General features: G+C 72.8%; 25 protein-coding genes. 7 read left to right on the top strand and 18 right to left on the bottom strand.

Annotated elements, in window-relative coordinates:
• Window positions 1-4 precede the first annotated feature (4 nt).
• Entirely contained in the window at window positions 5-469 is a 465-nt protein-coding gene (locus ACIPRD_RS30810) for a helix-turn-helix transcriptional regulator (protein WP_356407808.1), read from the bottom strand.
• Between the two features lie 93 nt (window positions 470-562).
• The gene (locus ACIPRD_RS30805) at window positions 563-2,185 is read right to left on the bottom strand and encodes an MDR family MFS transporter (RefSeq protein WP_401567771.1); all 1,623 of its coding nucleotides are present in this window, start codon (window positions 2,183-2,185) and stop codon (window positions 563-565) included.
• A gap of 125 nt (window positions 2,186-2,310) precedes the next feature.
• Here ACIPRD_RS30805 and ACIPRD_RS30800 point away from each other — a divergent pair, with 125 nt between their 5' ends.
• Window positions 2,311-2,925 carry a TetR/AcrR family transcriptional regulator gene (locus tag ACIPRD_RS30800; protein ID WP_356407802.1) on the top strand — a complete coding sequence of 205 codons (615 nt, stop codon included), beginning with the start codon at window positions 2,311-2,313 and terminating at the stop codon, window positions 2,923-2,925.
• On the opposite strand, the gene ACIPRD_RS30795 is transcribed toward ACIPRD_RS30800, so the two are convergent.
• Window positions 2,915-3,466 (bottom strand): M23 family metallopeptidase, encoded by a 552-nt coding sequence (locus tag ACIPRD_RS30795; protein ID WP_356407799.1) that lies wholly within the window; start codon window positions 3,464-3,466, stop codon window positions 2,915-2,917. The two genes, ACIPRD_RS30800 and ACIPRD_RS30795, sit on opposite strands and share 11 nt — an antisense overlap.
• A 461-nt stretch (window positions 3,467-3,927) precedes the next feature.
• On the opposite strand from ACIPRD_RS30795, the gene ACIPRD_RS30790 reads away from it, so the two are divergent.
• Window positions 3,928-4,620 (top strand): HAD family acid phosphatase, encoded by a 693-nt coding sequence (locus ACIPRD_RS30790; protein ID WP_401567767.1) that lies wholly within the window; start codon window positions 3,928-3,930, stop codon window positions 4,618-4,620.
• A gap of 93 nt (window positions 4,621-4,713) precedes the next feature.
• On the opposite strand, the gene ACIPRD_RS30785 is transcribed toward ACIPRD_RS30790, so the two are convergent.
• The gene (locus tag ACIPRD_RS30785; RefSeq protein WP_356407793.1) at window positions 4,714-7,239 is read right to left on the bottom strand and encodes an ATP-dependent Clp protease ATP-binding subunit; all 2,526 of its coding nucleotides are present in this window, start codon (window positions 7,237-7,239) and stop codon (window positions 4,714-4,716) included.
• Between the two features lie 430 nt (window positions 7,240-7,669).
• Here ACIPRD_RS30785 and ACIPRD_RS30780 point away from each other — a divergent pair, with 430 nt between their 5' ends.
• Window positions 7,670-8,344, top strand: a complete 675-nt coding sequence (locus ACIPRD_RS30780; RefSeq protein WP_401567764.1) for an SCO3374 family protein — start codon at window positions 7,670-7,672, stop codon at window positions 8,342-8,344.
• On the opposite strand, the gene ACIPRD_RS30775 is transcribed toward ACIPRD_RS30780, so the two are convergent.
• The 10 genes from ACIPRD_RS30775 to ACIPRD_RS30730 form a co-directional block, all read right to left on the bottom strand.
• On the bottom strand, window positions 8,323-8,658 hold the full coding sequence (locus tag ACIPRD_RS30775) for an Lsr2 family protein (RefSeq protein WP_356407787.1): 336 nt from the start codon (window positions 8,656-8,658) through the stop codon (window positions 8,323-8,325). The two genes, ACIPRD_RS30780 and ACIPRD_RS30775, sit on opposite strands and share 22 nt — an antisense overlap.
• 202 nt (window positions 8,659-8,860) lie before the next feature.
• Window positions 8,861-9,394, bottom strand: a complete 534-nt coding sequence (locus ACIPRD_RS30770) for an amino-acid N-acetyltransferase (RefSeq protein ID WP_401567760.1) — start codon at window positions 9,392-9,394, stop codon at window positions 8,861-8,863.
• A 9-nt stretch (window positions 9,395-9,403) separates the two neighbouring features.
• Window positions 9,404-9,823 carry a BlaI/MecI/CopY family transcriptional regulator gene (locus ACIPRD_RS30765; protein WP_401567823.1) on the bottom strand — a complete coding sequence of 140 codons (420 nt, stop codon included), beginning with the start codon at window positions 9,821-9,823 and terminating at the stop codon, window positions 9,404-9,406.
• Window positions 9,824-10,013: 190 nt separating this feature from the next.
• The gene (locus ACIPRD_RS30760) at window positions 10,014-10,187 is read right to left on the bottom strand and encodes a hypothetical protein (protein WP_401567758.1); all 174 of its coding nucleotides are present in this window, start codon (window positions 10,185-10,187) and stop codon (window positions 10,014-10,016) included.
• 105 nt (window positions 10,188-10,292) lie between these two features.
• Window positions 10,293-10,970 carry a hypothetical protein gene (locus ACIPRD_RS30755; RefSeq protein WP_356407885.1) on the bottom strand — a complete coding sequence of 226 codons (678 nt, stop codon included), beginning with the start codon at window positions 10,968-10,970 and terminating at the stop codon, window positions 10,293-10,295.
• Between the two features lie 270 nt (window positions 10,971-11,240).
• Window positions 11,241-12,038 (bottom strand): type III pantothenate kinase, encoded by a 798-nt coding sequence (locus tag ACIPRD_RS30750; protein WP_356407775.1) that lies wholly within the window; start codon window positions 12,036-12,038, stop codon window positions 11,241-11,243.
• Window positions 12,039-12,043: 5 nt separating this feature from the next.
• Window positions 12,044-13,021 (bottom strand): carboxylating nicotinate-nucleotide diphosphorylase, encoded by a 978-nt coding sequence (gene nadC, locus ACIPRD_RS30745; RefSeq protein ID WP_401567755.1) that lies wholly within the window; start codon window positions 13,019-13,021, stop codon window positions 12,044-12,046.
• Complete coding sequence (locus tag ACIPRD_RS30740) at window positions 13,018-14,778, bottom strand: L-aspartate oxidase (protein ID WP_356407769.1); 1,761 nt, start codon at window positions 14,776-14,778, stop codon at window positions 13,018-13,020. Before ACIPRD_RS30740 ends, nadC begins: the two co-directional genes overlap by 4 nt.
• Entirely contained in the window at window positions 14,775-15,797 is a 1,023-nt protein-coding gene (gene panC, locus ACIPRD_RS30735; RefSeq protein ID WP_356407766.1) for a pantoate--beta-alanine ligase, read from the bottom strand. Before panC ends, ACIPRD_RS30740 begins: the two co-directional genes overlap by 4 nt.
• A complete protein-coding gene (locus ACIPRD_RS30730; protein ID WP_356407763.1) occupies window positions 15,794-16,741 on the bottom strand; it encodes a DUF2520 domain-containing protein in 948 nt (315 codons plus the stop codon). Before ACIPRD_RS30730 ends, panC begins: the two co-directional genes overlap by 4 nt.
• A gap of 197 nt (window positions 16,742-16,938) precedes the next feature.
• Between ACIPRD_RS30730 and ACIPRD_RS30725 the strand changes: the two genes are divergently transcribed.
• Window positions 16,939-18,276 (top strand): threonine aldolase family protein, encoded by a 1,338-nt coding sequence (locus ACIPRD_RS30725; RefSeq protein WP_401567752.1) that lies wholly within the window; start codon window positions 16,939-16,941, stop codon window positions 18,274-18,276.
• 150 nt (window positions 18,277-18,426) lie between these two features.
• Here ACIPRD_RS30725 and ACIPRD_RS30720 read toward each other — a convergent pair whose 3' ends face one another.
• Together ACIPRD_RS30720 and ACIPRD_RS30715 are read right to left on the bottom strand one after the other, a co-directional pair.
• Entirely contained in the window at window positions 18,427-19,098 is a 672-nt protein-coding gene (locus tag ACIPRD_RS30720) for a response regulator transcription factor (protein WP_356407757.1), read from the bottom strand.
• A 158-nt stretch (window positions 19,099-19,256) separates the two neighbouring features.
• Complete coding sequence (locus ACIPRD_RS30715; RefSeq protein WP_401567750.1) at window positions 19,257-20,462, bottom strand: sensor histidine kinase; 1,206 nt, start codon at window positions 20,460-20,462, stop codon at window positions 19,257-19,259.
• A gap of 118 nt (window positions 20,463-20,580) precedes the next feature.
• On the opposite strand from ACIPRD_RS30715, the gene ACIPRD_RS30710 reads away from it, so the two are divergent.
• The gene (locus ACIPRD_RS30710) at window positions 20,581-21,831 is read left to right on the top strand and encodes an SAM-dependent methyltransferase (RefSeq protein ID WP_401567747.1); all 1,251 of its coding nucleotides are present in this window, start codon (window positions 20,581-20,583) and stop codon (window positions 21,829-21,831) included.
• Window positions 21,832-21,892: 61 nt separating this feature from the next.
• Here the strand turns inward: ACIPRD_RS30710 and ACIPRD_RS30705 are convergent, their stop codons facing one another.
• Window positions 21,893-23,041, bottom strand: a complete 1,149-nt coding sequence (locus ACIPRD_RS30705; protein ID WP_356407749.1) for an NADH-quinone oxidoreductase subunit D — start codon at window positions 23,039-23,041, stop codon at window positions 21,893-21,895.
• A 31-nt stretch (window positions 23,042-23,072) separates the two neighbouring features.
• Between ACIPRD_RS30705 and ACIPRD_RS30700 the strand changes: the two genes are divergently transcribed.
• Together ACIPRD_RS30700 and ACIPRD_RS30695 are read left to right on the top strand one after the other, a co-directional pair.
• A complete protein-coding gene (locus ACIPRD_RS30700) occupies window positions 23,073-23,576 on the top strand; it encodes a PH domain-containing protein (RefSeq protein ID WP_356407746.1) in 504 nt (167 codons plus the stop codon).
• 164 nt (window positions 23,577-23,740) lie between these two features.
• Window positions 23,741-25,072 carry a PH domain-containing protein gene (locus tag ACIPRD_RS30695; protein WP_401567821.1) on the top strand — a complete coding sequence of 444 codons (1,332 nt, stop codon included), beginning with the start codon at window positions 23,741-23,743 and terminating at the stop codon, window positions 25,070-25,072.
• Window positions 25,073-25,150: 78 nt separating this feature from the next.
• On the opposite strand, the gene ACIPRD_RS30690 is transcribed toward ACIPRD_RS30695, so the two are convergent.
• Window positions 25,151-26,851 (bottom strand): hypothetical protein, encoded by a 1,701-nt coding sequence (locus tag ACIPRD_RS30690; RefSeq protein ID WP_401567743.1) that lies wholly within the window; start codon window positions 26,849-26,851, stop codon window positions 25,151-25,153.
• Between the last annotated feature and the right edge of the window lie 29 nt (window positions 26,852-26,880).

The raw sequence follows: 26,880 nt of genomic DNA, 5'->3' as shown, positions 1-26,880 counted from the left end.
TTGCTCAGCCACCGTAGGCACCCGGGCCCTCGGGCCGCTTCTCCGGAATTGCGCTCTCCGTACGGCCGCCGCCGGGGCCGTTCCTGAAGCCGCCGGCCCAGAGCATGGCGTAGCACCCGGGTATGAGGGCGGCCCCGCGGCCCACGTGCCGGGCCCGGTACTCGCTGGGCGTCAGCCCGGTCCACGCCTTGAACCGGGAGGAGAAGGTGCCGAGGCTGCTGAAGCCGACCAGCAGGCAGATCTCGGTCACCGACAGACCGGCGGTGCGCAGCAGGTCCTCGGCCCGCTCGATCCGCCGGTGGGTCAGGTACTGCCGGGGCGTCTCGCCGTAGACGTCCTTGAAGGCGCGCAGGAAGTGGTAGCGCGAGTACCCGGCGTGCGCGGCCAGCGCGTCGAGGTCGAGACCGGGGTCGGCCCAGTCCCGGTCCATGGCGTCCTTGGCCAGACGCAGACGGCGCACTTTGTCCATGGGCCGATGGTGGCACGGGCCACTGACAGTGACCGGGCACGGCGAAGGCCCCCGGGGCGGACACCGCCGGGGGCCTTCGGACCAGGGGGTCGGTCAGACCGCTTCGATCACGGGTGCCGGGGCCGGCACCGCGTCCTCGGCGGCCTCGCCGCTCTCGCCGCCCTCATCGGAGGCCGGCTTCTGCGGCGCGCTGCGCAGCGGGACCTCCTTGACGAAGAGGGCCGCGATCAGCACGACCACCGCGATCACCGCGCCCAGCAGGAAGGCGGAGTGCGTACCCGCCGACACGGCGTGCTGGTAGGCCTCCCGCACCGGGGCGGGCAGCTTCGCGAGGCTCGCCGCGTCCAGCTGCGCCGACTTCTCGGTGATGCCCTTGCCCAGGGCGCCGGCCCGCTCGGCCATGACGTCCTGCACCCGGTGGTTGAACAGGGCGCCCATGATGGCGACGCCGAAGGAGGAACCGAGGGTGCGGAACAGGGTGGTGGACGAGGAGGCCACGCCCATGTCCTTCATCTCCACGCTGTTCTGCGCGACCAGCATGGTGATCTGCATCAGGCAGCCCATGCCCGCGCCGACCACGGCCATGAAGACACCGGAGACGAAGCGGCTGGTGCCCGTGTCCATCGTCGACAGCAGGTACAGGCCGACGATCATCAGCGCGCCGCCCACGATCGGGAAGATCTTGTAGCGGCCGCTGCTGGTGGTGACCCGGCCGGCGATCAGGGAGGTCACCAGCATCGCGCCGAGCATCGGCAGGAGCAGCAGACCCGAGTTGGTCGCGGAGGCACCCTGCACGGCCTGCTGGTACAGCGGGAGGAAGAGCGTGGCACCGAACATCACGAAGCCGGTGATGAAGCCGATCAGCGACATCAGGGTGAAGTTGAGGCTCTTGAAGATGTGCAGCGGCAGCACCGGCTCGGAGGCCTTGGTCTGCCAGAACACGAACCCGATCAGCGCGACCACGCCGAGGGCGATCAGCTCCATGATCCGCGCGGAGGTCCAGGGGTACTCGCTGCCGCCCCAGGTGGTGACCAGCACGATCGAGGTGATGCCGACGGTGAGCAGGACGACGCCGAGGTAGTCGATGCCGGCCTTGGACCGCTTCTTCGGCAGGTGCAGCACCGCGGTGACCAGCGCCAGCGCGACGGCGCCGAGCGGCAGGTTGATGTAGAAGGCCCAGCGCCAGCCCCAGTTGTCGGTGATGGTGCCGCCGACCAGCGGGCCGCCGATCATCGCCAGCGCCATGACGCCGGCCATCATGCCCTGGTACTTGCCGCGCTCGCGCGGCGGGATGAGGTCACCGATGATCGCCATGACGCCGACCATCAGACCGCCGGCGCCGAGTCCCTGGATCGCGCGGAACCCGATCAGCTGGCCCATGTCCTGGGCCATGCCGCTGAGCGCCGAACCGATCAGGAAGATCACGATCGAGCTCAGGAAGGCGCCCTTGCGCCCGAACATGTCGCCGACCTTGCCCCAGACCGGGGTCGAGGCCGCGGTCGCGAGCGTGTACCCGGTCACCACCCAGGACAGGTGCTCCAGACCGCCCAGCTCGCCCACGATCGTCGGCATCGCGGTGCCCACGATCATGTTGTCGAGCATCGCGAGCATCATCGCGATCATGAGCGCGAGCAGGACCACCCGCACGCTCTTGGGCTGTTTCTCCTGCTTGCCGGCGGGCTTGGTGTCGCCCGTCACAGTCTGCGTGTCCGCCATCTCTCCCACTCCCCCTGGCGACAACTACTTACTTGCCGCCCGGCTAGTTCACTACACTGGGAAAGGTACCCGCGCTACTAGCCGGGCGTCAAGTAAGTTTCCGCGGGAGCGCAAGGAGTACGAGGATGGGCGTCACCATGGACGGCACCAAGCAGCAGCGCCGCGGCAACACCCGCCAGCGCATCCAGGACGTGGCACTCGAGCTCTTCGCGGAGCAGGGCTACGAGAAGACCTCTCTGCGCGAGATCGCCGAGCGTCTCGACGTCACGAAAGCGGCCCTGTACTACCACTTCAAGACCAAGGAAGAGATCATCGTCAGCCTCTTCCGGGATCTGACGCAGCCGATCGAGGACCTGATCGAGTGGGGCCGGAGCCAGCCGCACACGCTGGAGACCAAGCAGGAGATCGTACGGCGCTACAGCGAGGCCCTGGCCGGCGCGGAGCCGCTCTTCCGGTTCATGCAGGAGAACCAGGCGACCGTGCGGGAACTGCGCATCGGCGACACCTTCAAGGACCGGATGCGCGGCCTGCGGGACATCCTCATGGACCCCGAGGCCGATCTGGTCGACCAGGTCCGCTCGGTCAGCGCGCTCTTCACCCTGCACGCCGGGATGTTCGTGATGCAGGACCTGGAAGGCGACCCCGAGAAGAAGCGCGAGGCCGTTCTCGAGGTCGCCGTGGACCTGGTCACGCAGGCGCACCGGGGCGCCCACGCGAAGGACGAGCAGATCAGACCGTGACGCCCTCGGCGCGCAGGAAGACGACCGGGTTCACCGCGGAGCCGTAGTTCGGCGTCTTGCGGATCTCGAAGTGCAGGTGGGGGCCGGTGGAGTTGCCGGTGCTGCCCGAGAGGGCGATGTGCTGGCCGGTCCGGACGATCTGGCCGACGCGGACGTCGATGCGCGACAGGTGCGCGTACTGGGAGTACAGGCCGTTCGCGTGCTTGATCACGATGGCGTTGCCGTACGCCGGGCCGTCACCGGCACCGTTGGGGCCGGCCTTGACGACGGTGCCGCCGTGCGCGGCGACGACCTCGGTGCCGGTCGGGACGGCGAAGTCCTGGCCGCTGTGCTTGTGCGCCCAGTGGCTGCCGGCCTGGTCGAAGCCCGCGGAGAGGGTGTACGACTTCACCGGGTCGACCCAGGAGGCCGCGGCGGGGGTGGCGGCGCTCGCGATTCCGCTGCCCAGCACGGCCATGGCGCCCACGCCGGCCGCCATGACGGCCGCACGGGTGCGGAACGAGGACACACGGGAGGAGCGGGACGTGAAGCGCTGGAACATCGAGACCTCGTGGAGTCGGGGACAGAAAGCCACCCGTCGCACGAATGTCTCGGCGCACCGGGTGGCCGGACATTCGTATCCCGCCGCCCCATCCGGCCACAATTCACCGATCTACGACTCCAGGCAGTAGATCCCCCCAAATCCACCCACCTCTTGACAGTTCCGCCTCCCCCGGAGGACCAGCGGCGACAACGTCGCTGTTTCACTCAGAGTTTCCAAGCGCAATGTCCTTTTTGTCCCGAAACAAGATCCCACTATCAGGGTTAGTAACGGACATTTCGCCTGTGCGGCTTGTCACCGGGGGCCTTTGTTTCCGGGTGTGGAAATGTGATGCGCACCTCTAGGCACCTACCGTCCGGTAACCCTACGGTTCCTCTCGCGCCATCCTCACCACACACCATGTCCCTGACATTTCGCTTCGGTCGGGCCGTGCAGCGTACGGACGTGAGAGGACCCCTCAGATGACCCCAAGCTCCTGGGTGCGCCGGACATCCGTGACCGCGGTCTGCGTGGCCGCGCTCGCCGCTCTCGCCGCGCCGGCCCAGGCCGCCTCCGCGGCCTCCCCGTCGGCCCGGGCGGACACCACGGCCTCGGCCGCCTCCGCGGCCTCCACGGCCGTCACGGGCTCCGCAGGCGCGGCGGAGGCGGCCGGCGCCACCCCGGTCGACCACGCGACCTGGCAGCGGGACTGCCGGGCGGTCATGGACCAGGCCCTGCCGTACCTCCAGGCCCGTGTCGCCGCCGCGCGGCCGGGCGAGAAGCAGGCGATCGTCTTCGACATCGACAACACCACGCTGGAGACCGACTTCGGCTTCAGCTACCCGCAGCCCGCCAACCAGCCCGTCCTGGACGTCGCCCGCTACGCCCAGGAGCACGGCGTCCGGCTCTTCTTCGTCACGGCCCGCCCGGGCATCCTCTACTGGCCCACCGAGTACAACCTCGAACACGACGGCTACGACGTCTCCGGCCTCTACGTCCGCGGTCTCTTCGACCTCTTCAAGGACGTCGCCACCTACAAGACGGCCCAGCGCGCCGACATCGAGAGCCAGGGCTACACGATCGTCGCCAACATCGGCAACAGCGCCACCGACCTCTCCGGCGGCCACGCCGAGAGGACGTTCAAGCTGCCGGACTACGACGGTCAGCTGTCGTAGTCCGGCCCGGGGCGGGACCCCGGGCATGCCGGAGGGGGCCGGTGCTCCGAAGAGCACCGGCCCCCTCCGGTTGCCGCTGAAGCGCCTGAGGGGTCAGGCGTCCTTGCTCAGGTTCGGTCCGGCACCGCCGGCCGCCTGCTCGATCGGCGGGACGTCCGGCAGGGACGACTTCTCCTCACCCCGGAAGGTGAAGGTGGCGGAGTCGCCCTCGCCCTCGGTGTCCACGACCACGATGTGACCGGGGCGCAGCTCGCCGAAGAGGATCTTCTCCGAGAGCGTGTCCTCGATCTCGCGCTGGATCGTGCGACGCAGCGGACGCGCGCCCAGCACCGGGTCGTAGCCCTTCTTGGACAGCAGCTCCTTGGCGGACTGGGAGAGCTCGATGCCCATGTCCCGGTCCTTCAGGCGCTCGTCCACCTTGCCGACCATCAGGTCGACGATCCGCAGGATGTCGGCCTGCGTGAGCTGCGGGAAGACGACCACGTCGTCCACGCGGTTGAGGAACTCGGGCCGGAAGTGCTGCTTGAGCTCGTCCTGGACCTTGTTCTTCATGCGCTCGTAGTTGGTCTTCGTGTCACCCGAGGCCGCGAAGCCCAGGTTGAAGCCCTTCGAGATGTCCCGCGTGCCGAGGTTGGTCGTCATGATGATGACCGTGTTCTTGAAGTCCACGACCCGGCCCTGGGAGTCGGTCAGGCGACCGTCCTCCAGGATCTGCAGCAGCGAGTTGAAGATGTCCGGGTGGGCCTTCTCGACCTCGTCGAAGAGGACCACGGAGAACGGCTTGCGGCGGACCTTCTCGGTCAGCTGGCCGCCCTCTTCGTAGCCCACGTAGCCGGGGGGCGAACCGAACAGGCGCGAGACCGTGTGCTTCTCGCTGAACTCCGACATGTCGAGGGAGATCAGCGCGTCCTCGTCACCGAAGAGGAACTCGGCGAGCGCCTTGGACAGCTCGGTCTTACCGACACCGGACGGGCCGGCGAAGATGAACGAGCCACCGGGACGCTTCGGGTCCTTCAGACCGGCACGCGTACGGCGGATCGCCTTCGACAGCGCCTTGACGGCGTCGACCTGGCCGATGACCCGCTTGTGGAGCTCGTCCTCCATGCGGAGCAGGCGGCTGGACTCCTCCTCGGTCAGCTTGAAGACCGGGATGCCGGTGGCGGTCGCGAGGACCTCGGCGATCAGCTCGCCGTCGACCTCGGCGACGACGTCCATGTCGCCGGCCTTCCACTCCTTCTCGCGCTTGGCCTTGGCGGCGAGGAGCTGCTTCTCCTTGTCGCGCAGGGAGGCGGCCTTCTCGAAGTCCTGCGAGTCGATCGCGGACTCCTTGTCGCGGCGGACACCGGCGATCTTCTCGTCGAACTCGCGGAGGTCCGGCGGCGCGGTCATCCGGCGGATGCGCATCCGGGAGCCGGCCTCGTCGATCAGGTCGATCGCCTTGTCCGGCAGGAAGCGGTCCGAGATGTAGCGGTCGGCCAGGGTGGCGGCCTGGACCAGGGCCTCGTCCGTGATGGAGACGCGGTGGTGCGCCTCGTACCGGTCGCGCAGACCCTTGAGGATCTCGATCGTGTGCGGCAGGGACGGCTCCGCGACCTGGATGGGCTGGAAGCGGCGCTCGAGGGCCGCGTCCTTCTCCAGGTGCTTGCGGTACTCGTCCAGCGTGGTGGCACCGATGGTCTGGAGCTCACCGCGGGCCAGCATCGGCTTGAGGATGGAGGCGGCGTCGATGGCGCCCTCGGCGGCACCCGCACCGACCAGCGTGTGCAGCTCGTCGATGAACAGGATGATGTCGCCGCGGGTGCGGATCTCCTTGAGGACCTTCTTCAGGCGCTCCTCGAAGTCACCGCGGTAGCGGGAGCCGGCGACCAGGGCACCGAGGTCCAGGGTGTAGAGGTGCTTGTCCTTGAGGGTCTCGGGCACCTCGCCCTTGACGATGGCCTGGGCGAGGCCCTCGACGACGGCGGTCTTGCCGACGCCGGGCTCACCGATCAGCACCGGGTTGTTCTTGGTACGGCGGGACAGCACCTGCATGACCCGCTCGATCTCCTTCTCGCGCCCGATGACCGGGTCGAGCTTGGACTCACGAGCGGCCTGGGTGAGGTTCCGGCCGAACTGGTCGAGGACGAGGGAGGTCGAGGGGGTGCCCTCGGCCGGCCCGCCCGCGGTGGCCGTCTCCTTGCCCTGGTAACCGGAGAGCAGCTGGATGACCTGCTGCCGCACCCGGTTGAGGTCTGCGCCCAGCTTGACCAGGACCTGGGCGGCGACGCCCTCGCCCTCACGGATCAGGCCGAGCAGGATGTGCTCCGTGCCGATGTAGTTGTGGCCCAGCTGAAGGGCCTCGCGGAGCGACAGCTCCAGGACCTTCTTGGCACGGGGGGTGAAGGGGATGTGGCCGGACGGGGCCTGCTGGCCCTGACCGATGATCTCCTCCACCTGCTGGCGGACCGCCTCAAGCGAAATGCCGAGGCTCTCCAGGGCCTTAGCGGCGACACCTTCACCCTCGTGGATGAGACCCAGGAGGATGTGCTCGGTGCCGATGTAGTTGTGGTTGAGCATCCGGGCTTCTTCCTGAGCCAGGACGACAACCCGCCGCGCGCGGTCGGTGAACCTCTCGAACATCGTTAATCGCTCCTCAGAGCGGTCAGGCAGTGGGGGGAACTTCCCCTCCCTGTCCTTCCGCAGCTTAGTCCCGCAAGCGGGGACCGCTCATTCCAACTGCCGACACCGTCGATGGCCTCCTGACCCCGAACGCCGACATCTGCTCCAACCCGATGGTGCGAGACGATGTTCCCGCAGGCCAGGCAGTTACCCCACTCGCCAGTACGCCGATGGCGAACGTGGGACGCCCCGATCTGCGTGTCGCCCCCTCCCACTAGGCATGTCTTACCCGCAGGGACTGACACTCCATGCCGTGCGCACCGGTTCCCTCCGCTACGGGCGAACAACCTTGCGCCTCCCGGCACCCCCGCGCGCCCCCTTCTCGGGGACCCTGCGCAATCGCCGGTGAACCCAGCGTAACTCCCGGCGTGCTCCGGCGGTTGCAGGTGGCATGGCTGGCTCGGTCCCCGTGACCTCCACGGTCCCCCCTCCTCGTCGTCCGCCCGGTTCCGGTCCGCACCCCGCTTCCGGGGCCCGGCACTGGTACGAGAACGAACTGGGATGGAAGACCGTGCCCGGCCGGCCGCTGCGGCTGGTGACGGGGGTGCGGTTCGACGTCCTGGACGTACCGGCCGAGGCGGGCGCGCAGGCGCTCAGGCATCTCGTACCGGGTTCTCCGGTGGCCCTGCGGGGCGGCCGGACGCTCCTGCTGGTGGCCGCCGGCAGCGCGGAGGAGCTGCCTGGGCTGCTCGACTGGCTGGAGTGGGGGTCACTGGAGCTGGATCTGCGGGTCCTCGGCGCCGGCGGCCTGATGGAGGCGCCGGGCCTGTACGGCGCCGGTGCCGGCCGGTTCGCCGGTGCCGCCGCCGGTTCCGGCACCTCGGCCGGTCCGGCCGGTGCCGCGGAGCCCGTGCAGGGGGCCGCCGTGTGGCTGCGGCCCCCCGGGCCGGGGTGCGAGGTGGAGGCTGCGCTGCCGGCGCTGCCGGGCATCGGCGGCGTCGGGCAGGCCCCCGATCTCGTGCGACTGGTGGACACGGTGGCGACTTACTGCCACCGGGTCCGGCTGCGGCGCCTGAGCGCCGTCCGGTCCGCCCGCGGGCGGAATCAGCCGTTGGCCTTCTCGTAGGCCTCGCGGATGGTCGCGGGAACGCGGCCGCGGTCGTTGACCTCGAGCTTGTTCTCCTTGGCCCAGGCGCGGATCGCCGCGGTGTCCTGGTTGCCGCCGGAAGCGGCACGGGTCTTTCCGCGACCGCTGGAAGCACGGCCACCGGTGCGACGGCCGCCCTTCAGATAGGGGTCGAGAAGACCACGCAGCTTGTCCGCATTGGCAGTCGTGAGGTCGATCTCGTACGACTTGCCGTCCAGTGCGAACGTGACGGTCTCGTCCGCCTCGCCGCCGTCGAGGTCATCGACAAGAAGGACCTGAACCTTCTGTGCCACCGGATTTCCTTTCATCGATAACGTGAGTGTCAGTGGGTGTGCGGCGCCCGCCGTTTCGCCGCCCCTGTTATATGCAGTACTGCAGTACGTCGGAAAGCAAACCGCTTTTGCCGGAAAAACACAAACCCCTGGGAGAGACTCGTCAGACCGTCCTGCCCGGAAACATGCGCGTTTCGGACATAGGGAACCGGGGCATTGGCGATCACAGATGCAGAAGCATCCGGCTGTTGCCCAAGGTGTTCGGTTTCACTCGTTCGAGACCGAGGAACTCCGCGACGCCCTCGTCATAGGAACGCAAGAGCTCCGCGTACACATCGGTGTCGACCGGCGTCTCACCGATCTCGACGAAGCCGTGCTTCGCGAAGAAGTCGACTTCGAAGGTCAGGCAGAAAACCCGGCGAACGCCGAGCCGGCGCGCGGTGTGCAGCAACTTCTCCAGCAGCCGGTGTCCGACGCCGGCGCCCCTGAGCCCGGTCTTCACCGCGAGAGTGCGGACTTCGGCGAGGTCTTCCCACATGACGTGCAGGGCGCCGCAGCCGACCACCTCGGCGTTGTCGTCGCGTTCCGCGACCCAGAACTCCTGGATGTCCTCGTAAAGCGTGACGGTGGGTTTGTCGAGCAGGATGCGTTCGCGCGTGTAGTCGTCGAGGAGCCGGCGCACGGCGGGGACATCGCTGGTCCTGGCCCGCCGGACGGTGATGGCTTTTGCGGTCGCTTCGGAGCGCTCTGCGGACATGAGCGGACGCTATCGCCCGTCGTGGTCCCCCGCCGAGCCGGGGTTCTCGTCTCGCGGGGGTCGCGCGGCTTCCCGTTCCGTGGGTTCCTGCGCTTCCCGCGTTTCCGGTCCCTGGACGATGCGTACCGCGTCCCGCAGGGACTGGCGCTGTTCGTCGCTCATCATCCCGAAGAAGGCGACGAGAGCGGCGGCCGGGTTGTCACTCTGCGACCAGGCCTCGTTCATCAGCGCGGCCGCGTAGGCGGCCCGGGTGGAGACGGCCTCATATCGATAGGCACGCCCTTCGGCCTCGCGCCGCACCCAGCCCTTCTGATGGAGATTGTCCAAAACCGTCATCACGGTGGTGTACGCGATGGAGCGTTCCCGCTGGAGGTCTTCCAGGACTTCCCGAACCGTCACGGGCCGGTTCCACTTCCACACCCGGGTCATGACGGCGTCTTCGAGTTCTCCCAATGGGCGAGGCACATCTCAGAACAATACTGGGAGATACCGCCGAAGGCGTACCTGACGTGGCCTTTGGCGTCGAAAGCGAACAAAAAGGGCGCACGGCTCGCGAGGCACCGAGGTGCGCGCGGCCGTACGCCGTATGTCAGGCGGGCCGTGGGGCCCCGCGGGCGGGTCAGGCGTCGCCGGGGGTGCCGCCCGCCGCGTCCGCGCGGGCGAGGGCGGCGTCGACGGCCGCGTCCTCCTTGGCCTTGGCCGCCCCGCCCTGGGTCTTCACGATCACCCTGACCACACCGATGAAGAACACGGCCATGACGACCGGGGGCACGAGCGCGGAGACGTAGTCCATGGCTCCAGAGTAGCCACGCGGGAACGGGCGAAAGGGGCGGGGTGGGCGAACCGGCGGTCCGGCCGGCCGTTCATCCGGCGGCGGCCCGGCGGCTCACCCCGCGGCTCATCCGGCGGCGAGCCGGCGGAGTTCCGCCGCGCCGGCCTCGGACGCCGGCGGCTTGCGGCGCGGGAAGACCTCGCCGGGGGTCGGAATGGGCCGCTTCGGTGCCGCCGGATCGGCGTCCGGCCGTCCGCCGGGCGTCTCCGAGGGGGCCCGTCCGGGCTTCTGGGCGGGCTTCTGAGCGGGTTTCTCCGCACCCTCGCTCCCTGCGGCCCAGGTCTCGCCCGCACCCCCGGGGAGGGCCAGCAGGCGGGTCCGGGAGGCCGGCACGGCGGGGGCCGGGACCGTGGGGGCCGGGACCGTGCGCGCGCCGTGGGCGAAGCGGGCCCGTACGTCCCGCTCGGCCATCGCACGGCAGCGGTCCAGCAGGGCCGCGGCCACGGGGTTGCCGCGCAGCGCGCGGAGCGCGGCGAGGTCGTCCGGCGTGGGGCGGTGCCCGGCGCCCAGCGCCTCCTCCAGGAGGGCGAGATACCCGGCGGCGGTGCCCGGCAGGGCGGCGCGGTACCTGCCGAGGTCGTCGATCAGGAAGGCGCGCAGCCTGGCCGCCTCGCGCAGCGCCTCGTCGAGCGAGGCGGCCAGGCGGAAGCAGTCCTGGACGTCCTCGGCTCGGGCTTGGCCGGGGTGGAGGGCGAGGGCGAGGGCGCGGCGGAGCACACGCAGCTCCTCCGCGCCGAACGCCATGCCGCCGCGGGATCCGTATGGCGTGGGCATGCGGCGACGCTACCGCTAATCAGACAAAAGCGACAGATCGACACGTTGTGTCGTCGCGTGTCGTCGCCGGGGTTCCCCCGACCGGGGTCACCCCGCACGGGTGAAGCGCGTACGCCCGGTGTGACGTGCGCGGAAGGAGCCGGTTCCGGGCCGTCCGCGAACAGGTCCGGAAACGGGTCCGGAAACGGGTCCGGCGCCCGCGGGAGGCGGGCGCCGGATCCAGGGTGCGCGGGGCGCGTCCTACATGCGGGACACGTTCCGCTCGTAGACGAGCCGCAGGCCGATCAGGGTCAGCCACGGCTGGTGCTCGTCGATCACGGAGGCCTCGCCCAGCACCATCGGCGCGAGGCCGCCCGTGGCGATCACCGTGACGTCGTCCGGGTCGGCGGCCAGTTCCCTGGCCATCCGGCTCACCACGCCGTCGACCTGCCCGGCGAACCCGTACACGATGCCGGCCTGCATGGCCTCCACCGTGTTCTTGCCGATCACGCTGCGCGGCCTGGCCACCTCGATCTTGCGCAGCTGGGCGCCGCGGACGCCGAGCGCCTCCACCGAGATCTCGATGCCGGGCGCGATGACCCCGCCGACGTACTCCCCGCGCGCGGAGACCGCGTCGAAGGTGGTGGCGGTGCCGAAGTCGACGACGATCGCCGGGCCGCCGTACAGCTCCACGGCCGCGACCGCGTTGATGATCCGGTCCGCGCCGACTTCCTTGGGGTTGTCCGTCAGGATCGGCACGCCGGTCTTCACGCCGGGCTCCACCAGGATCGCGGGCACGTCGCCGTAGTAGCGCCGGGTGACGTCGCGCAGCTCGTGCAGCACCGACGGGACCGTCGCGCAGATGGCGATGCCGTCGATGCCGTCGCCCAGCTCCTCGCCGAGCAGCGGGTGCATGCCCATCAGGCCCTGGAGGAGCACCGCGAGCTCGTCCGCCGTGCGGCGCGCGTCCGTGGAGATGCGCCAGTGCTCGACGATGTCCTCGCCGTCGAACAGGCCGAGGGTCGTGTGCGTGTTGCCGACGTCGATCGTGAGCAGCATGGCCCTTACTCCGCCTCGCGCAGGTCCAGGCCGATGTCCAGGATCGGCGAGGAGTGGGTGAGGGCGCCGACGGCCAGGTAGTCCACTCCGGTCTCGGCGTACGCGCGCGCGTTGTCGAGCGTGAGCCGGCCGGAGGCCTCCAGCTGGGCCCGCCCGCCCACGATGCCGACGGCCTCCTCGCACTCACCGGGCGTGAAGTTGTCGAGCAGGATCAGGTCGGCGCCCGCGTCGACGACCTCGCGCAGCTGGTGCAGGGTGTCGACCTCGACCTCGACCGGAAGCTCCGGGAAGGCCTCCCGGACGGCCTTGAAGGCCTGGGCGACACCGCCGGCCGCGACCACGTGGTTGTCCTTGACCAGCGCGGCGTCGGACAGCGACATGCGGTGGTTGACGCCGCCGCCGCAGCGCACGGCGTACTTCTCCAGCGACCTGAGGCCCGGGGTGGTCTTGCGGGTGTCGCGCACCCGGCTCCGGCTGCCCTCCAGGGCGTCCGCCCACGCGCGCGTGGCGGTCGCGATGCCGGACAGGCGGCACAGGATGTTCAGGGCGCTGCGCTCGGCGGTGAGCAGGTCGCGGGTGAGCGTGGTGACCGACAGCAGCTTCTGCCCGGCCTCCACCCGGTCGCCGTCCTCGACGTGCCGCTCGACCTCGAACTCGTCCGTGCAGACCACGGAGAGCACGGCCTCGGCGACCCGCAGACCCGCGACCACACCGGCCTCGCGCGCGGTGAAGTCACCGGTGGCGACGGCGTCCTCGGGGATGGTCGCGACGGTCGTCACGTCCACGCCGCCCGCCAGGTCCTCCTGGACGGCGACATTGGCGATGTCCTCGATCTCGACGGGATCGAGGCCCGCCTCGGCCAGCAGCTCGGCGAGCGCGGGGTCGAGGCCGCACTCCAGGTACTCCGCGTCGCCCTCGGCGCCGCAGCCGCAGCCGTCACCGCAGCCGCCGGTGGGGACGAGGGGAAGGTCGTCGGTGCTCACTGTTCACTGCTCCTGGGGACGGGGCCGATGGGGGTGCTTCCCTGCCCGGCCGGAGCCGGGGGCAGGGTCGCGGGGAAGTCCGCGGTGTCCGTGGTGCGCACGTCGAGCGTCCGGTCGGCCGCGAGCCGTACGACGAGGTGACGCCGCCAGTGGGTGTCGTCGCGCCCGGCGTGGTCCTCGCGCCAGTGGCAGCCGCGGGTCTCCTCGCGCAGCCGGGCCGCGGCGACCAGGACCCGGGCCACGCACAGGAGGTTGGTGGCCTCCCAGGTGTCGACGCCGGGCTCGGCGGTCTTGCCGTTCTCCTCCAGCGCCTCGCGGGCGCCGGTGTGCAGCCGCTGGAGCCGCTCGGCGGCCTCGGCCAGGGACCGGTCCGAGCGCAGCACGCCCGCGCCCTCGGTCATGATCCGCTGGATGGTGAAGCGGGCCTCGGCGCCGAGCAGCGGGTGCTCGGGGGTCTCCGGGTGCGGGACCGGCTCGGGCACCCGCGCGCGCAGGCCGTCCGCCGCGCGTTCCGCGGTGATGTCGGCGGCGATGCGCTCGGCGTAGACGAGGCCTTCCAGCAGGGAGTTGGAGGCCAGCCGGTTGGCCCCGTGCACGCCGGTGCAGGCGACCTCGCCGCACGCGTACAGGCCGGGCACGGTCGTACGGCCGCGTGCGTCGGTGCGGACGCCGCCGGAGGCGTAGTGAGCGGCCGGGGCGACCGGGATCGGCTCGGTGACGGGGTCGATGCCGTGGGCGCGGCAGGCGGCCAGGATGGTCGGGAAGCGGTTCTCCCACATCTCGGCGCCGAAGTGCCGGCCGTCGAGGAACATGTGCTCGGTGCCCGTCTCCTGCATGCGCCGCGTGATGCCCTTGGCGACGATGTCCCGGGGCGCCAGCTCGGCCAGCTCGTGCTGGCCCACCATGAAGCGCACGCCGTCGGCGTCGACCAGGTGGGCGCCCTCGCCGCGCACGGCCTCGGACACCAGGGGCTGCTGGCCCTCCGCGTCCGCGCCGAGGAACAGCACGGTCGGGTGGAACTGCACGAACTCCATGTCGCTCAGCTCCGCGCCCGCGCGCAGCGCGAGCGCCACGCCGTCGCCCGTGGAGACGGACGGGTTGGTGGTCGCGGAGTACACCTGGCCCATGCCGCCGGTGGCGAGGACGACCGCGGGGGCGTGCACGGCGCCCACGCCGTCGTGCTGGCCCTCGCCCATCACGTGCAGGGTGACCCCGGCCGTGCGGCCTTCGGCGTCGGTGAGCAGGTCGAGTACGAGCGCGTTCTCGACGGTGCGCAGCCCGCGCGCGCGGACGGCCTCCACGAGCGCCCGGGAGATCTCCGCGCCGGTCGCGTCGCCGCCCGCGTGGGCGATCCGGCGCCGGTGGTGGCCGCCCTCGCGGGTGAGCTCGATGCCGCCCTCGTCGTCGGTGTCGAAGCGGGCGCCGGTGGAGATCAGCCGGCGTACGGCGTCCGGGCCCTCGGTGACGAGGATGCGCACGGCCTCCTCGTCGCACACGCCCGCACCGGCCACCAGGGTGTCGTCCAGGTGCTGCTCGGGGGTGTCGCCCTCGCCGAGGGCGGCGGCGATGCCGCCCTGGGCCCAGCGGGTCGAGCCGTCGTCGAGGCGGGCCTTGGTGACGACGACCGTCGACAGGCCGGCGGCCTCGCAGCGCAGGGCGGCGGTCAGGCCGGCCACTCCCGAGCCGACCACGACCACGTCGGCGGAGAGCGACCAGCCGGGGGCGGGCGCGGGCAGCCGTATGCCGGTACCGGTCATGAGACGACTCCGAGTGATCCGAAGGTGAGGGGGATGTTGTCGATCAGCCGGGTCGCCCCGACGCGGGCGGCGATCGCGAGGACGGCCTCGCCGTCGAAGGTGTCGCCGATCTCGGTGAAGTCGGACGGGTCGACCAGGGCGAGGTAGTCCAGGCGCAGCGGCGGCTCGCACCGGGCGGCCTCGTCCAGGACCTGGCGGGCGGCCGCGCGGACGGCCGCGGGGCCGCCGGGCACGGCCGTGGCCACGGCGTGCGCGTCGGCCGCAGCGCGGGACTCGCCTATGGCGCTGAGCGCCTCGGCACGCGCGTGCGTGGAGGGCACTTCGAGGGCCCGCGCGCGCAGCGCCTCCTGGGCGGCGTGCCGGTCGCGGCCGGCGAACAGGGCGCGGGACAGGGCGAGCGCGGTGGTGCGCTCCTCGGGCGAGAGGTAGCGGTTGCGGCTGGACAGGGCCAGCCCGTCCTCCTCGCGCACCGTCGGCACGCCGACGATCTCGACCCCGAAGTTCAGGTCCCGCGCCATGCGCCGGATCAGCGCCAGCTGCTGGGCGTCCTTCTGGCCGAACAGGGCCACGTCGGGCCGGGTGAGGTGCAGCAGCTTGGCGACGACGGTGAGCATGCCGTCGAAGTGCCCGGGGCGGGAAGCCCCCTCCAGGCGCTCGCCCATGGGGCCGGCCGTGACGCGCACCTGGGGCTCGCCGCCGGGGTAGACCTCGTCGGCGGACGGCGCGAACACCACGTTCGCGCCCGCCCGCTCGGCGATCTCCAGGTCGGCGTCCAGGGTGCGCGGGTAGCGGTCGAGGTCCTCGCCGGCGCCGAACTGCAGCGGGTTGACGAAGACGGTGACGATGACGAAGCCCTGGTCGCCGACGTGTTCGCGCGCCGCCCTGATGAGGGTCGCGTGGCCTTCGTGCAGGGCGCCCATGGTCATGACGACGGCGGTGCGCCCCGGCACCGCGTGCTGGTCGTGCGCGTCCTTCAGGTCCTCGGCCGTGGGGGCGAGTTCGAAGTGGCGGCGGCTCATCGGTCTTCCTCGTTCTCGGTCGGGTTCGTGCCCGTCGGGTCCGTGCCCGTGGCGAGTACCCCCAGCAGGTCCTCGGCGAGTGCGGGCTTCAGCAGGCCGCCCGCCAGGGCGCGGTCCGCGGTCGCGCGGGCCATCGCCAGATAGCCCTCCAGGGTCCCCGGCGCGTGCTTGCGCAGCTCGGCGAGGTGGGCGGTGACCGTGCCCGCGTCCCCGCGCGCGACGGGCCCGGTGAGCGCCGCGTCGCCGGAGCGCAGGGCGTTGTCCAGGGCGGCGCCGAGGAGCGGGCCGAGCATCCGGTCGGGCGCTTCCACGCCCGCCTTGTGCAGCAGCTCCATGGACTGGGCGACCAGGGTGATCAGGTGGTTGGAGCCGAGGGCGAGGGCCGCGTGGTACAGCGGGCGGTTCTCCTCGCTGATCCACTCCGGCTCACCGCCCATCTCGACCACGAGGGCCTCGGCGGCCAGCCGCAGCCGGCCGGGCGCGGTCACGCCGAAGGAGCAGCCGGCCAGGCGCTGGACGTCCACGGCGGTGCCGGTGAAGGTCATCGCCGGGTGCAGCGCGAGCGGCAGCGCGCCCGCGCGCAGGGCGGGGTCGAGCACCGCGGTGCCGTACCGCCCGGAGGTGTGCACCAGCAGCTGGCCCTGCCGTACGGCGCCGGTCTCGGCGAGACCCGCGACCAGTCCGGGCAGGGTGTCGTCGGGCACGGTGAGCAGGACCAGGTCGGCGCGCCGGAGGACCTCGGCGGGCGGGACCAGCGGAACGCCGGGGAGCATGGTCTCGGCGCGCCTGCGGGAGGCGTCGGAGACGCCGGAGACGGCCACCGGACGGTGTCCGGCGAGCTGGAGGGACGCGGCCAGGGCGGGACCCACGCGTCCGGCGCCGACGACGCCCACGGTGAGCCGCGCGGGGCGGTCCTTGATGTCTGACTGGTGGACTGTACTCACGCGACGGAGGCCTTCCCGTTCCAGTCCGCTCTGGGTACCGGACGATTTCTCGTCATGTTAACGCTATCGGGTGGGGAGGCGGCCGTTCGTCCACAGGCTGTGGGTTACGCCACGGCGCGTCGCCGCAGGCGGGCGCCCGGCCCCCGGACCGGAAATCGTGGTGCCCGCGCGGACGCCGGGACGGCATGATCGCGCGCATGAGCGATACGGCTGAACGGGAGACGGGCGCGGTCCCGGCCGCGACGACCGGCACGGAGACGGACACGGACACGGACGCCCCGGAACGGGGCAGCGCCACGGGCGCCGGGCAGGGCGCGGGCGGCTCCGGGGGCCAGGACGGGCCCCCGGACGAGGAGCGGGACGCGACCCAGGACGAGGAGCGGGACGGGGGCCAGGACGAGGAGCAGCGGCTCGCCGAGCGGCGTGCGGCCGCGCACCGCGCCGCCCGGCGTGTGCTGTCGCGCGCCGGGGCGCGGGGCACGGTCCGCGAGCGGCTCACGGACCTCCTGGAGGCCGGGGCCGGCGTGTACGACCTGGACGAGCGCGCGGACATCTACGGCAACCGGATCGTGACCGCCCTGGAGGAGCGGGTCGCGGCGCTGCTCGGGACGGAGGCCGCGGCGTTCTTCCCGACCGGCACCATGGCCCAGCAGGTGGCCCTGCGCTGCTGGGCCACCCGCACCGGCGACCGCACGGTGGCGCTGCACGCGCTGTCCCATCCCGAGGTGCACGAACGGCATGCCTTCAGCCAGGTCAGCGGTCTGCGGCCGGTCCGGGTGACGAGCGGGCCCCGGCTGCCCACGGCGGACGAGATACACGCGTTCCCCGAGCCCTTCGGGGCGCTCATGCTGGAACTGCCCCTCAGGGACGCCGGTTTCGTGCTGCCGTCCTGGGAGGAGCTGACCGCGACCGTCGAGGCGGCCCGGGAACGCGACGCGGTGGTGCACTTCGACGGCGCGCGCCTGTGGGAGAGCACCACGCACTTCGGGCGCCCCCTGGACGAGATCGCGGGCCTGGCCGACAGCGTCTACGTGTCGTTCTACAAGTCCCTCGACGGCTTCGGCGGCGCCGCCCTGGCCGGTCCGCGGGCCCTGATCGAGGACGCGAGGACCTGGCGGCACCGGTACGGCGGCATGATCTTCCAGCAGTTCCCGACCGCGCTGTCCGCGCTCGTCGGCCTCGACCGCGAACTGCCGCGCCTTCCCGAGTACGTCCGCCACGCGCGCGTGGTCGCCGCCGCGCTGCGCGAGGGGTTCGCCGCCGCCGGGCTGCCGTGGGCCCGCGTGCACCCCGAGGTGCCGCACACCCACGAGTTCCAGGTCTGGCTGCCGTACGACCCGGACGTGGTGGCCGAGGCGGCGCTGCGCCAGGGCGAGGAGACCGGCACGCTGCTGTTCGCAGGCGGCTGGGAGGCGGGCGGCCCGGGGCTGGCCTGGACCGAGGTCACCGTGCGCGCGGCCGGCCTGGAGTGGACCGCGGACGACGTGCGCGACGCCGTCGCCGGCCTCGCGGACCGGCTGCGGGACCACCCGTAGCGCCGCCGGAACCCGGGGCATGACGCACGCGGCGCCCGGTGCCGTGCGCACGGGCACGGGCACGGGCACGGGCACGGGCACGGTGGACGTCGGGAAGGTGCTGCGGGAGCCGCGCGGGAGCGGGAGCCGCGCGGCGGGACGGGCCTGCCGTCAGGCGTGGCCGCCGGCCCGCACCAGGCCCGTCTCGTAGGCGAGGACCACCACCTGGACCCGGTCCCGCAGGCCGAGCTTGGTCAGGATGCGGCCGACATGGGTCTTCACCGTCGCCTCGGACAGCACCAGGCGGGCGGCGATCTCACCGTTCGACAGACCCTGCGCGACCAGCACCATGACCTCGCGCTCGCGGTCGGTGAGCCGCTCCAGCTCCTTGTGCTGGGGCTCCTTGCCCGCCGACGGCAGCATCGGCGCGAACCGGTCCAGCAGGCGCCGGGTGGTGGACGGCGCCACGACCGCGTCACCGCTGTGCACGGCGCGGATCGCGGTCAGCAGCTCGCCGGGCGGCACGTCCTTGAGCATGAACCCGGAGGCGCCCGCCTTCAGCCCGGAGAAGGCGTACTCGTCCAGGTCGAAGGTGGTCAGGATGAGGACCTTCGGCGGGTCGGGCTCCCCGCAGATGCGCCGGGTGGTCTCGACGCCGTCCAGTTTCGGCATGCGGACGTCCATCAGGACGACGTCGACGGAGGTGGAGCGCAGCACCTGGAGGGCCTCGACGCCGTCGCCCGCCTCCGCGACGACCTCCATGTCCGGCTGGGCCGCGAGCACCATCCGGAACCCGGTGCGCAGCAGCACCTGGTCGTCGACGAGCATCACACGGATCGTCATCGGGTCCTCTTCCGTCTCTTCCATCTCTTCGGTCGCCTCAGGCGTCTTCCTGATGCGTCGCCCCCGGCGTCCCCGGGTCGCCCCCGGGAGGCCTCGGGCAGGGTGTCTCCGCAGGCGGCGGAGGTGTTACAGGTGTCAACGAAAGGCCCGCGTCGGTGTCAGTGCGCCGGTTTGAGCGGCAGCAGCGCGCTGATGCGGAATCCTCCGCCCGGACGCGGGCCCGCGTCCAGGGTGCCGCCGACCATGCCGACCCGTTCCCGCATGCCGATCAGGCCGTGGCCCCGGCCGTCGGCGCCGCCCTCCTCGTACAGCTCGTGCGGGGCGCCCTTGCCGTCGTCCTCGACCAGCAGGCCGAGCCCGTCGTCGAAGTAGACCAGCCGCACGCTGGCGCCCGCGTTCGGCCCACCGTGCTTGCGCGTGTTGGTGAGCGCCTCCTGCACGATCCGGTACGCGGTCAGCTCCACCCCGCTGGGCAGCGGGCGCGCGGTGCCCTCGACCTTGAAGTCGACCGGCAGACCGGAGGCGCGGCACTGCTCGACGAGGTCGTCGATCTGCTCGACGTCGGGCTGGGGGACGTACTCGCCGCTCTCCTGGTGCTCGCCGGTGCGCAGCACGCCCAGCAGGCGGCGCATCTCGGCGAGCGCCTGGCGGCCGGTGGAGGAGATCGTCTCCAGGGCCTTCTTCGCCTGGTCGGGGGCGGCGTCGAGCACATAGGCGGCGCCGTCGGCCTGGACCACCATGACCGACACGTTGTGCGCGACCACGTCGTGCAGTTCGCGCGCGATCCGGGCCCGCTCGGCGGCGACGGCGACCTTGGACTGCGCCTCGCGCTCCTTCTCCAGGCGGGCGGCGCGCTCCTCCAGCTCCGCGAAGTAGGCGCGCCGGACGCGCATGGAGTCGCCGAGGACCCAGGCGAGCGCGAACGGCACGGTCTGGAACACGGCGATCGCGACCTGGCCGAGGGCGCCGGTGTGCTCGGCCGGCCAGCGCACCTGCGCCAGCGTCGCCGCGAACAGGCTCACGGCGAGGGCGAGCCGGGAGGCCCAGCGGGCGCCGACGGCGGCCACCGTGTAGGTGATCACCAGCATGGCGAAGTCGGCGGCGGTCGTCTCGATGTCCAGGACCAGCTGGACCAGCCCGGTCAGGCACGCCAGCAGCAGCATCGGCTCCGGGAAGCGGCGGCGCAGGGCGACGACGACGCACAGCACGACGGACACCGCCCAGCCGGCGGCGACGGACCCGTGGTGGCCGGGAGTGCCGTTGACGTTCACGACACTCACGCCGGACAGCCCGAGCAGGACGACGGCCCAGAAGGTGTCGACCCACGCCGGGTGGCGGCGGAAGAAGTCATAGACGCGCTGCACGTAACCCAGAGTAGGGAAACCGAATGCGTGCAGGGGTCAACCGGAGGGCCGATCCGTACACCGCGCGTGTACTCCGCAAGGTGGATGCCGTGATCGGCGGTGTGCCTAGTCTGTCCCGGTGACGGATGAATCGGCGGGGAACACCGGGGCGGCACGGGACACCGGGGCCGCGGCGGGCGAGCCACGGGGCAGCGGGGCCGCCGCGGGCGGGGCGCGCGGCTGGCGTGCCGCGACCGAGGCGGCGCTCTACGGGCCCGGCGGCTTCTACCGGCGCCCCGAGGGGCCGGCCGGCCACTTCCGCACGTCCGTGCACGCCTCCCCGCTGTTCGCCGCCGCCGTGGCCCGGCTGCTGTGCCGGGTCGACGACGCGCTGGGCCGGCCGGACACGCTGGACTTCGTCGACATGGGCGCCGGGCGGGGCGAGCTGGTCACCGGCGTCCTCGCCGCGCTCCCGGCCGGTGTGGCCGCCCGGACGCGCGGGTACGCCGTGGAGCTCGCGGCGCGCCCCGCCGGACTGGACGGGCGGATCACCTGGCTGAGCGCCCCTCCGGAGACCGTGACCGGACTGCTCTTCGCCAACGAGTGGCTGGACAACGTCCCCCTGGACGTCGCCGAGGTGGACGCCCGCGGAGTGGCCCGGCTGGTCCTGGTCGGCGCGGACGGCGGCGAGCTGCCCGGCGAACCCGTGACGGGCCCGGCGGCGGACTGGCTGGCGCGCTGGTGGCCGCTGCCGGCCGAGGAGGGGCTGCGCGCGGAGATCGGACTCCCCAGGGACCTGGCGTGGGCCGGGGCCGTGGAACGGGTGGCACAGGGGTTGGCGGTGGCCGTGGACTACGCGCACTCCGCCGGCGCGCGCCCGCCGTTCGGCACGCTCACCGGCTTCCGGGAAGGGCGCGAGACGGCGCCGGTACCGGACGGGACCTGCGACATCACCGCGCATGTCGCGCTGGACGCGTGCGCGGCGGCGGCAGGTACGACGGGACCGGGACCGGGAACGGCGAGTGCGGGACCGACGGATACAGGAACGGCAGGCGCGGGACCGGCAGAGACGGGACCGGCAGGCGCGGGACCGGCGGACACGGAACCGGCAGGGACGGGACCGGCGGACACGGGACCGGCACGCGCCGGTGAGGTCGCCGGGGCGGCGCGCACGCTCCCCGCCCCCCGTCTGCTCACCCAGCGCGACGCCCTGCGCGCCCTGGACGTCACCGGCGCGCGCCCTCCGCTCGCGCTCGCCTCCACCGACCCCGCCGCCTATGTGCGCGCCCTCGCGGGCGCCGGCGAGGCCGCCGAACTCACCGCGCCGGGCGGTCTCGGCGACTTCGGCTGGCTGCTCCAGCCGGTGGGCATCGCGGACCCGCTCCGCTGACGGAACCGGCCCCCGGCCCCCGGGCCCCGACCCCGCCCGTCAGCCCGCCCGTCGGATCGTCCTACTTGTCGATGTCCCCGACCACGAAGAACATCGACCCCAGGATCGCCACCATGTCCGCCACCAGCGTCCCCGGCAGCAGCTCGTTCAGCACCTGGATGTTGTTGTACGACGCCGAGCGCAGCTTCATCCGGTACGGCGTCTTCTCGCCCTTGCTGACCAGGTAGTAGCCGTTGATGCCGAGCGGGTTCTCGGTCCACGCGTAGGTGTGGCCCTCAGGGGCCTTCAGCACCTTGGGCAGCCGCTGGTTGATCGGGCCGGGCGGCAGCTCGGCGAGCCGGTCCAGGCAGGCGCTCGCGAGGTCCAGCGCGTTGTGGGTCTGCTCCAGCAGGCACTCGAAGCGGGCGAGGCAGTCGCCCTCCTCACGGGTGACGACCTTCAGCGTGTCCTGGAGCTCGCCGTACGCCAAGTACGGCTCGTCGCGGCGCAGGTCGAAGTCGACGCCCGAGGCGCGCGCGATGGGCCCGCTGACGCCGTAGGCGTGCACGGCCGAGGGCGCGAGCACGCCCACGCCCCGGGTGCGCCCGCGGAAGATCTCGTTGCCGAGCACCAGGTCGTCGAAGACGCCCATCCGGGAGCGCACGGCGTCGACGGCGCCCCGCGCGCGCGTGGTCCACCCGTCCGGCAGGTCCTCCTTGAGGCCGCCGACCCGGTTGAACATGTAGTGCATGCGTCCGCCGGAGACCTCCTCCATGACGTTCTGGAGGCCCTCGCGCTCGTTGAACGCGTAGAAGATGGGCGTGATCCCGCCCAGTTCCAGCGGGTAGGAACCGAGGAACATCAGATGGTTCAGCACCCGGTTCAGCTCGGCGAGCAGGGTGCGCGTCCACACCGCCCGTTCGGGGACCTCCATGCCGAGCATCCGCTCGACGGCGAGGACCACGCCCAGCTCGTTGGAGAACGCCGAGAGCCAGTCGTGCCGGTTGGCGAGCACGATGATCTGCCGGTAGTCGCGCGCCTCGAAGAGCTTCTCGGCACCCCGGTGCATATAGCCGATCACCGGCTCCGCGCTCAGGATGCGCTCGCCGTCCAGCACGAGCCGAAGGCGCAGCACACCGTGCGTGGACGGATGCTGGGGGCCGATGTTGAGCACCATGTCGGTGCTCTCCGCGGCACCGCCGATGCCGACCGTGGTCTCCGTCGCAGTCATGGATCCAGTCTCCCCTACGTACGCTGGCCCCATGGATACGGGGAGCCCCGAGCCGGCCGCCCCGGCGGCGGACGAACCGGTGTGGCGCGGTCTGCCGCCCGGTCTGCTGCGGATGCGCCGGCTGCTGCTGACGGTGTGGACGGTACTGGTCGCCCTCGCGGTCGGGCTGCCGCTCGGCCTGCTCGCCGGGCCCGGCTGGGCGGCCTTCGCGCTGCTGCCCGTCGCCCTGGCGGTGTGGGGCTGGTGGCTGCTCGGCCGCAACTGGCGCTCCTGGCGGTACGCGGAACGCGCCGACGACCTGCTGATCAGCAGGGGCGTGCTGTGGCACGAGGAGACCGTGGTGCCGTACGGGCGCATGCAGCTGGTGGAGGTCACCTCCGGGCCGGTCGAGCGGCACTTCGGGCTGGCGGGCGTACAGCTGCACACCGCGGCCGCCGCGACCGACGCGACCATCCCGGGCCTGCGCCCGGCCGAGGCGGAACGGCTGCGCGACCGGCTCACCGAGCTGGGCGGGGCCCGATCGGCCGGGCTGTGAACGGGCCCGTGCCGGCCCCGGGGACCGGCGGCGACGCGGAGACGGGCGCGGGCACGCGGCCCGGCCGGCCGGCCGCCGCGGAGGCGGGCGCGCGGCCCGGGAAACCGGCCGCGGCGGACGCGGACCCCGGCGCTGTGGACCCCGGCACCCTGGACCCCGGCGCTGTGGACCCCGGCGCCTTCGGGACGGCCGTGGCGGACGCCGGCGCGGGCCCGCGGGAGCGGCGGCTGCATCCCGTCACCCCGTTCCGGCGGGCGTGGGCGCCCGTCGCCGTGCTCGCGGGATGGGCCGTGCACGACCCGAACTCCGCGCAGGAACAGCTGACCCGGCTGACCGGCACGATGCTCCTGGCGGGACTGAGCGTGCTGGTCCCGGCGGCGGCCCTGTACGGCTTCCTGTCCTGGTGGTTCACGCACTTCGCGGTCACCGCCACCGAACTGCGCATCCGCACCGGCCTGCTGTTCCGGCGCACCGCGCACATCCGCCTGGAACGCATCCAGGCCGTCGACGTCACCCGCCCGCTCCTCGCGCGCGTGGCGGGCGTCGCCAAGCTGCGGATAGACGTCGTCGGGGCGGAACGGCGGGACGAACTGGCCTTCCTGGGCGAACAGGAGGCGCGCGCCCTGCGCGCCGAACTCCTCGCCCGTGCGGCGGGCTTCGCGCCCGAGACCGCGGGCGAGGTCGGTGAGGCACCCGCGCGCGAACTGCTGCGCGTGCCCCCGGGCAAGCTGGCGCTCTCCCTGGTGCTGACGGGCGCCACCTGGTCGTCCCTGGCCGTCGCCCTCGTCGTACCGCCCGTGCTGTGGCTCGCCACCCACAGCGTGTGGACGGTCCTCGCGATCGGCGTGCCGCTGCTCGGCGCGGCGGGCGCGCGCAGCGTGGGACGGTTCGTCACCGAGTACGACTGGACGGTGGCCGGGTCCCCGGACGGCCTGCGCATCGACCACGGGCTGCTCGACCGCTCGCACGAGACGGTGCCGCCGGGCCGGGTGCAGACCGTGCGGATCGTGGAACCGCTGCTGTGGCGCGGACCCGGCTGGGTACGGGTGGAGCTGCATGTCGCCGGATCCGCCGGCTCGGTGCTGGTGCCGGTCGCCCCGCGCGAGGTCGCCGAGTCGGTCGTCGCGCACGTGCTGCCCGGAGTGACCGTGCCCGCGTCGCTGTCCCGTCCGCCACGGCGGGCCCGGTGGTGCGTCCCGTTGTGGTGGCGCGGCCACGGACTCGCGGTGACCCCGGCGGTGTTCGCGGCCCGGCGCGGCCTGCTGCGCCGCCGGCTGTCCCTGGTCCCGCACGCGAAGGTGCAGAGCGTACGGCTCACCCAGGGGCCCTGGGAGCGCCTGTGGCGGCTCGCCTCCGTCCATGTGGACACCGGAGCCGACCGGACCGTCACGGCCCGCGTCCGGGACGCCGGGGAGGCCGCGCGGCTGCTGTACGACCAGGCGGACCGCTCCCGCACCGGCCGCCGGGACGCCCGCCCGGACCGCTGGATGACCTGAGCCGGACCGGCCCGGAAAAACGCGGGAGCCCGGGCCGCCCTCGCGGGGGGACCGGGCTCCGGGAGCGGTGTTCGTGGATCAGGACGCCGCGGTGCGCAGCCGCTCCAGGTCGATCTGCTCCGTCTCGTCGTGCGCGGTCAGGTCGATCACCTGGCCGGCGTCGCGTACTCCGGCTCCGGGCTTGAACCCGGACTCGTCGCCACCCTTGTGGAGCGCCGACCGGCCCACGCCGTCGGCGAGGTCCTCGTTGCGCACGGAGTCGTCCGGACCGGCCTCCTTCTGGGTGCCGAAGAAGTCGAATCCGCCCTCGACCAGCGGACGCCGGGCGGGCGCCGCCGGTACGACGGCCACGGCGGTCGGGACGGTGAAGTGCCCGGCGCCATGACGGCCCCGGGTCCTGGCGGGCGCGGCGGCCTCGGGCGCGTGGTCGCCGGCCGCCTCGGACGTCCCGGCCGCGTCGCCCGCGGCGGGCTCGGCGGGCGACGCGGGGTCGGCGGACTGCCCGGACGCGGTGCCCTCCTGGGCGGTCGGCTCCTGGGCGGTGGGCTCCTCGGGGGCGGTGGCGGAGGTGTCCGCCCCGGCCCCGGGGGCACGGGCGCCCTCGGCACCTGCGGCGGCGGCCTCGGACCGGACGGCCGCCGCGGCGGCCTCGGCCAGCGGGGCCGCGGTGGACACGGCGGGATCGGTGTCCTCGGAGACGGTCCCGGCGGACGCGGTCGCGTCGGAGACGGGCTCGGAGGAGGTGGTTCCGTCGGAGACCGGCTCGGTGGAGGCGGACTCGGAGGAGACGGGCTCGGCGGAGACGGGCTCGGCGGACGCGGACTGCGCGGGGACCGACGTGACCGGCTCGGGTTCCGGCGCCGGGGCGTCCGGGTTCCCGGCGGCTTCCGGCGTCCGGGAGGTCTCCGCCGCAGCCTCCGTCACGGCCTGGCCCTCGGCCTCGGGCTCGACCCCGGCCTCGGGCGCAGGCTCCGGCTCGGCGGACGCCTGTCCGGCGAAGCGGGCCAGCGCACCGGCCGCCCGGCGGTAGAGCCCGGCACCCTCGGCCGAGAACACCGCGCGGGACTCCGGTCCGGCGGCGCCGTCCCCGGCCGCCGCATCCGAGGGCGAGGCCTCCTCGGCCGCGGCCCGCGAAGGCCCGCTCCCCCACGGCGCGCCCTGCGAGGGCCCGCCATCGGCGCGCTCCGCCGCCACGGGTCCGCCCTCGGAAGGCTCCTCGGACAGCTCCGCGGAGGGCTCCTCGGACAGCTCCGCGGAGGGCTCCTCGGACGGCTCCGCGTCCGCACTCGGCGCGGCCGGCAGCGCGAGCGTGCCGGACGGCGCCGCGGACTCGATCTCCAGCAGGCGGCGCCCCTCCAGGGCGGTCGCGCGCTCGGTCTCGGCGGTGGCGTACCGGCGCAGCAGGGAGGCGTGCTCGTTGCGCAGCCGGGCCAGCTCCGTGCGCTTCTCGCGCAGCCGCTGCTCCAGCTTGGTGCGCAGCTCGCGCGACTCCTCCAGGTCGGTCTCCAGTTCGGCGACCCGTTCCTCGAAGCGCCACTCGTCACTGGTCCGCGCGCGCGTGAGGTCGGCGACCTGCCGGCCCGCCTGCGTGTCCCAGCGGCGCATCACGACCGCGCCCGCGACGGCCGTCAGCGCGGCGATCGCGGCCGGTACACGGACCACCGTGACCTCGGAGAACACCCAAGGACCCAGCGCGCAGACGACGGACACACCGGCGATGACCGAGGAGGGCAACAGCCGGTGCAAAGGCGGGGAATGGCGGTGGCGTCCACGTGGCATGGCCAGAAACTTACCGCGCGTAGGCGAAC

The sequence above is a fragment of the Streptomyces sp. NPDC090108 genome, from assembly GCF_044747185.1.
GTDB lineage: Bacteria > Actinomycetota > Actinomycetes > Streptomycetales > Streptomycetaceae > Streptomyces.
This window is presented reverse-complemented; position numbering and strand designations above follow the sequence as displayed.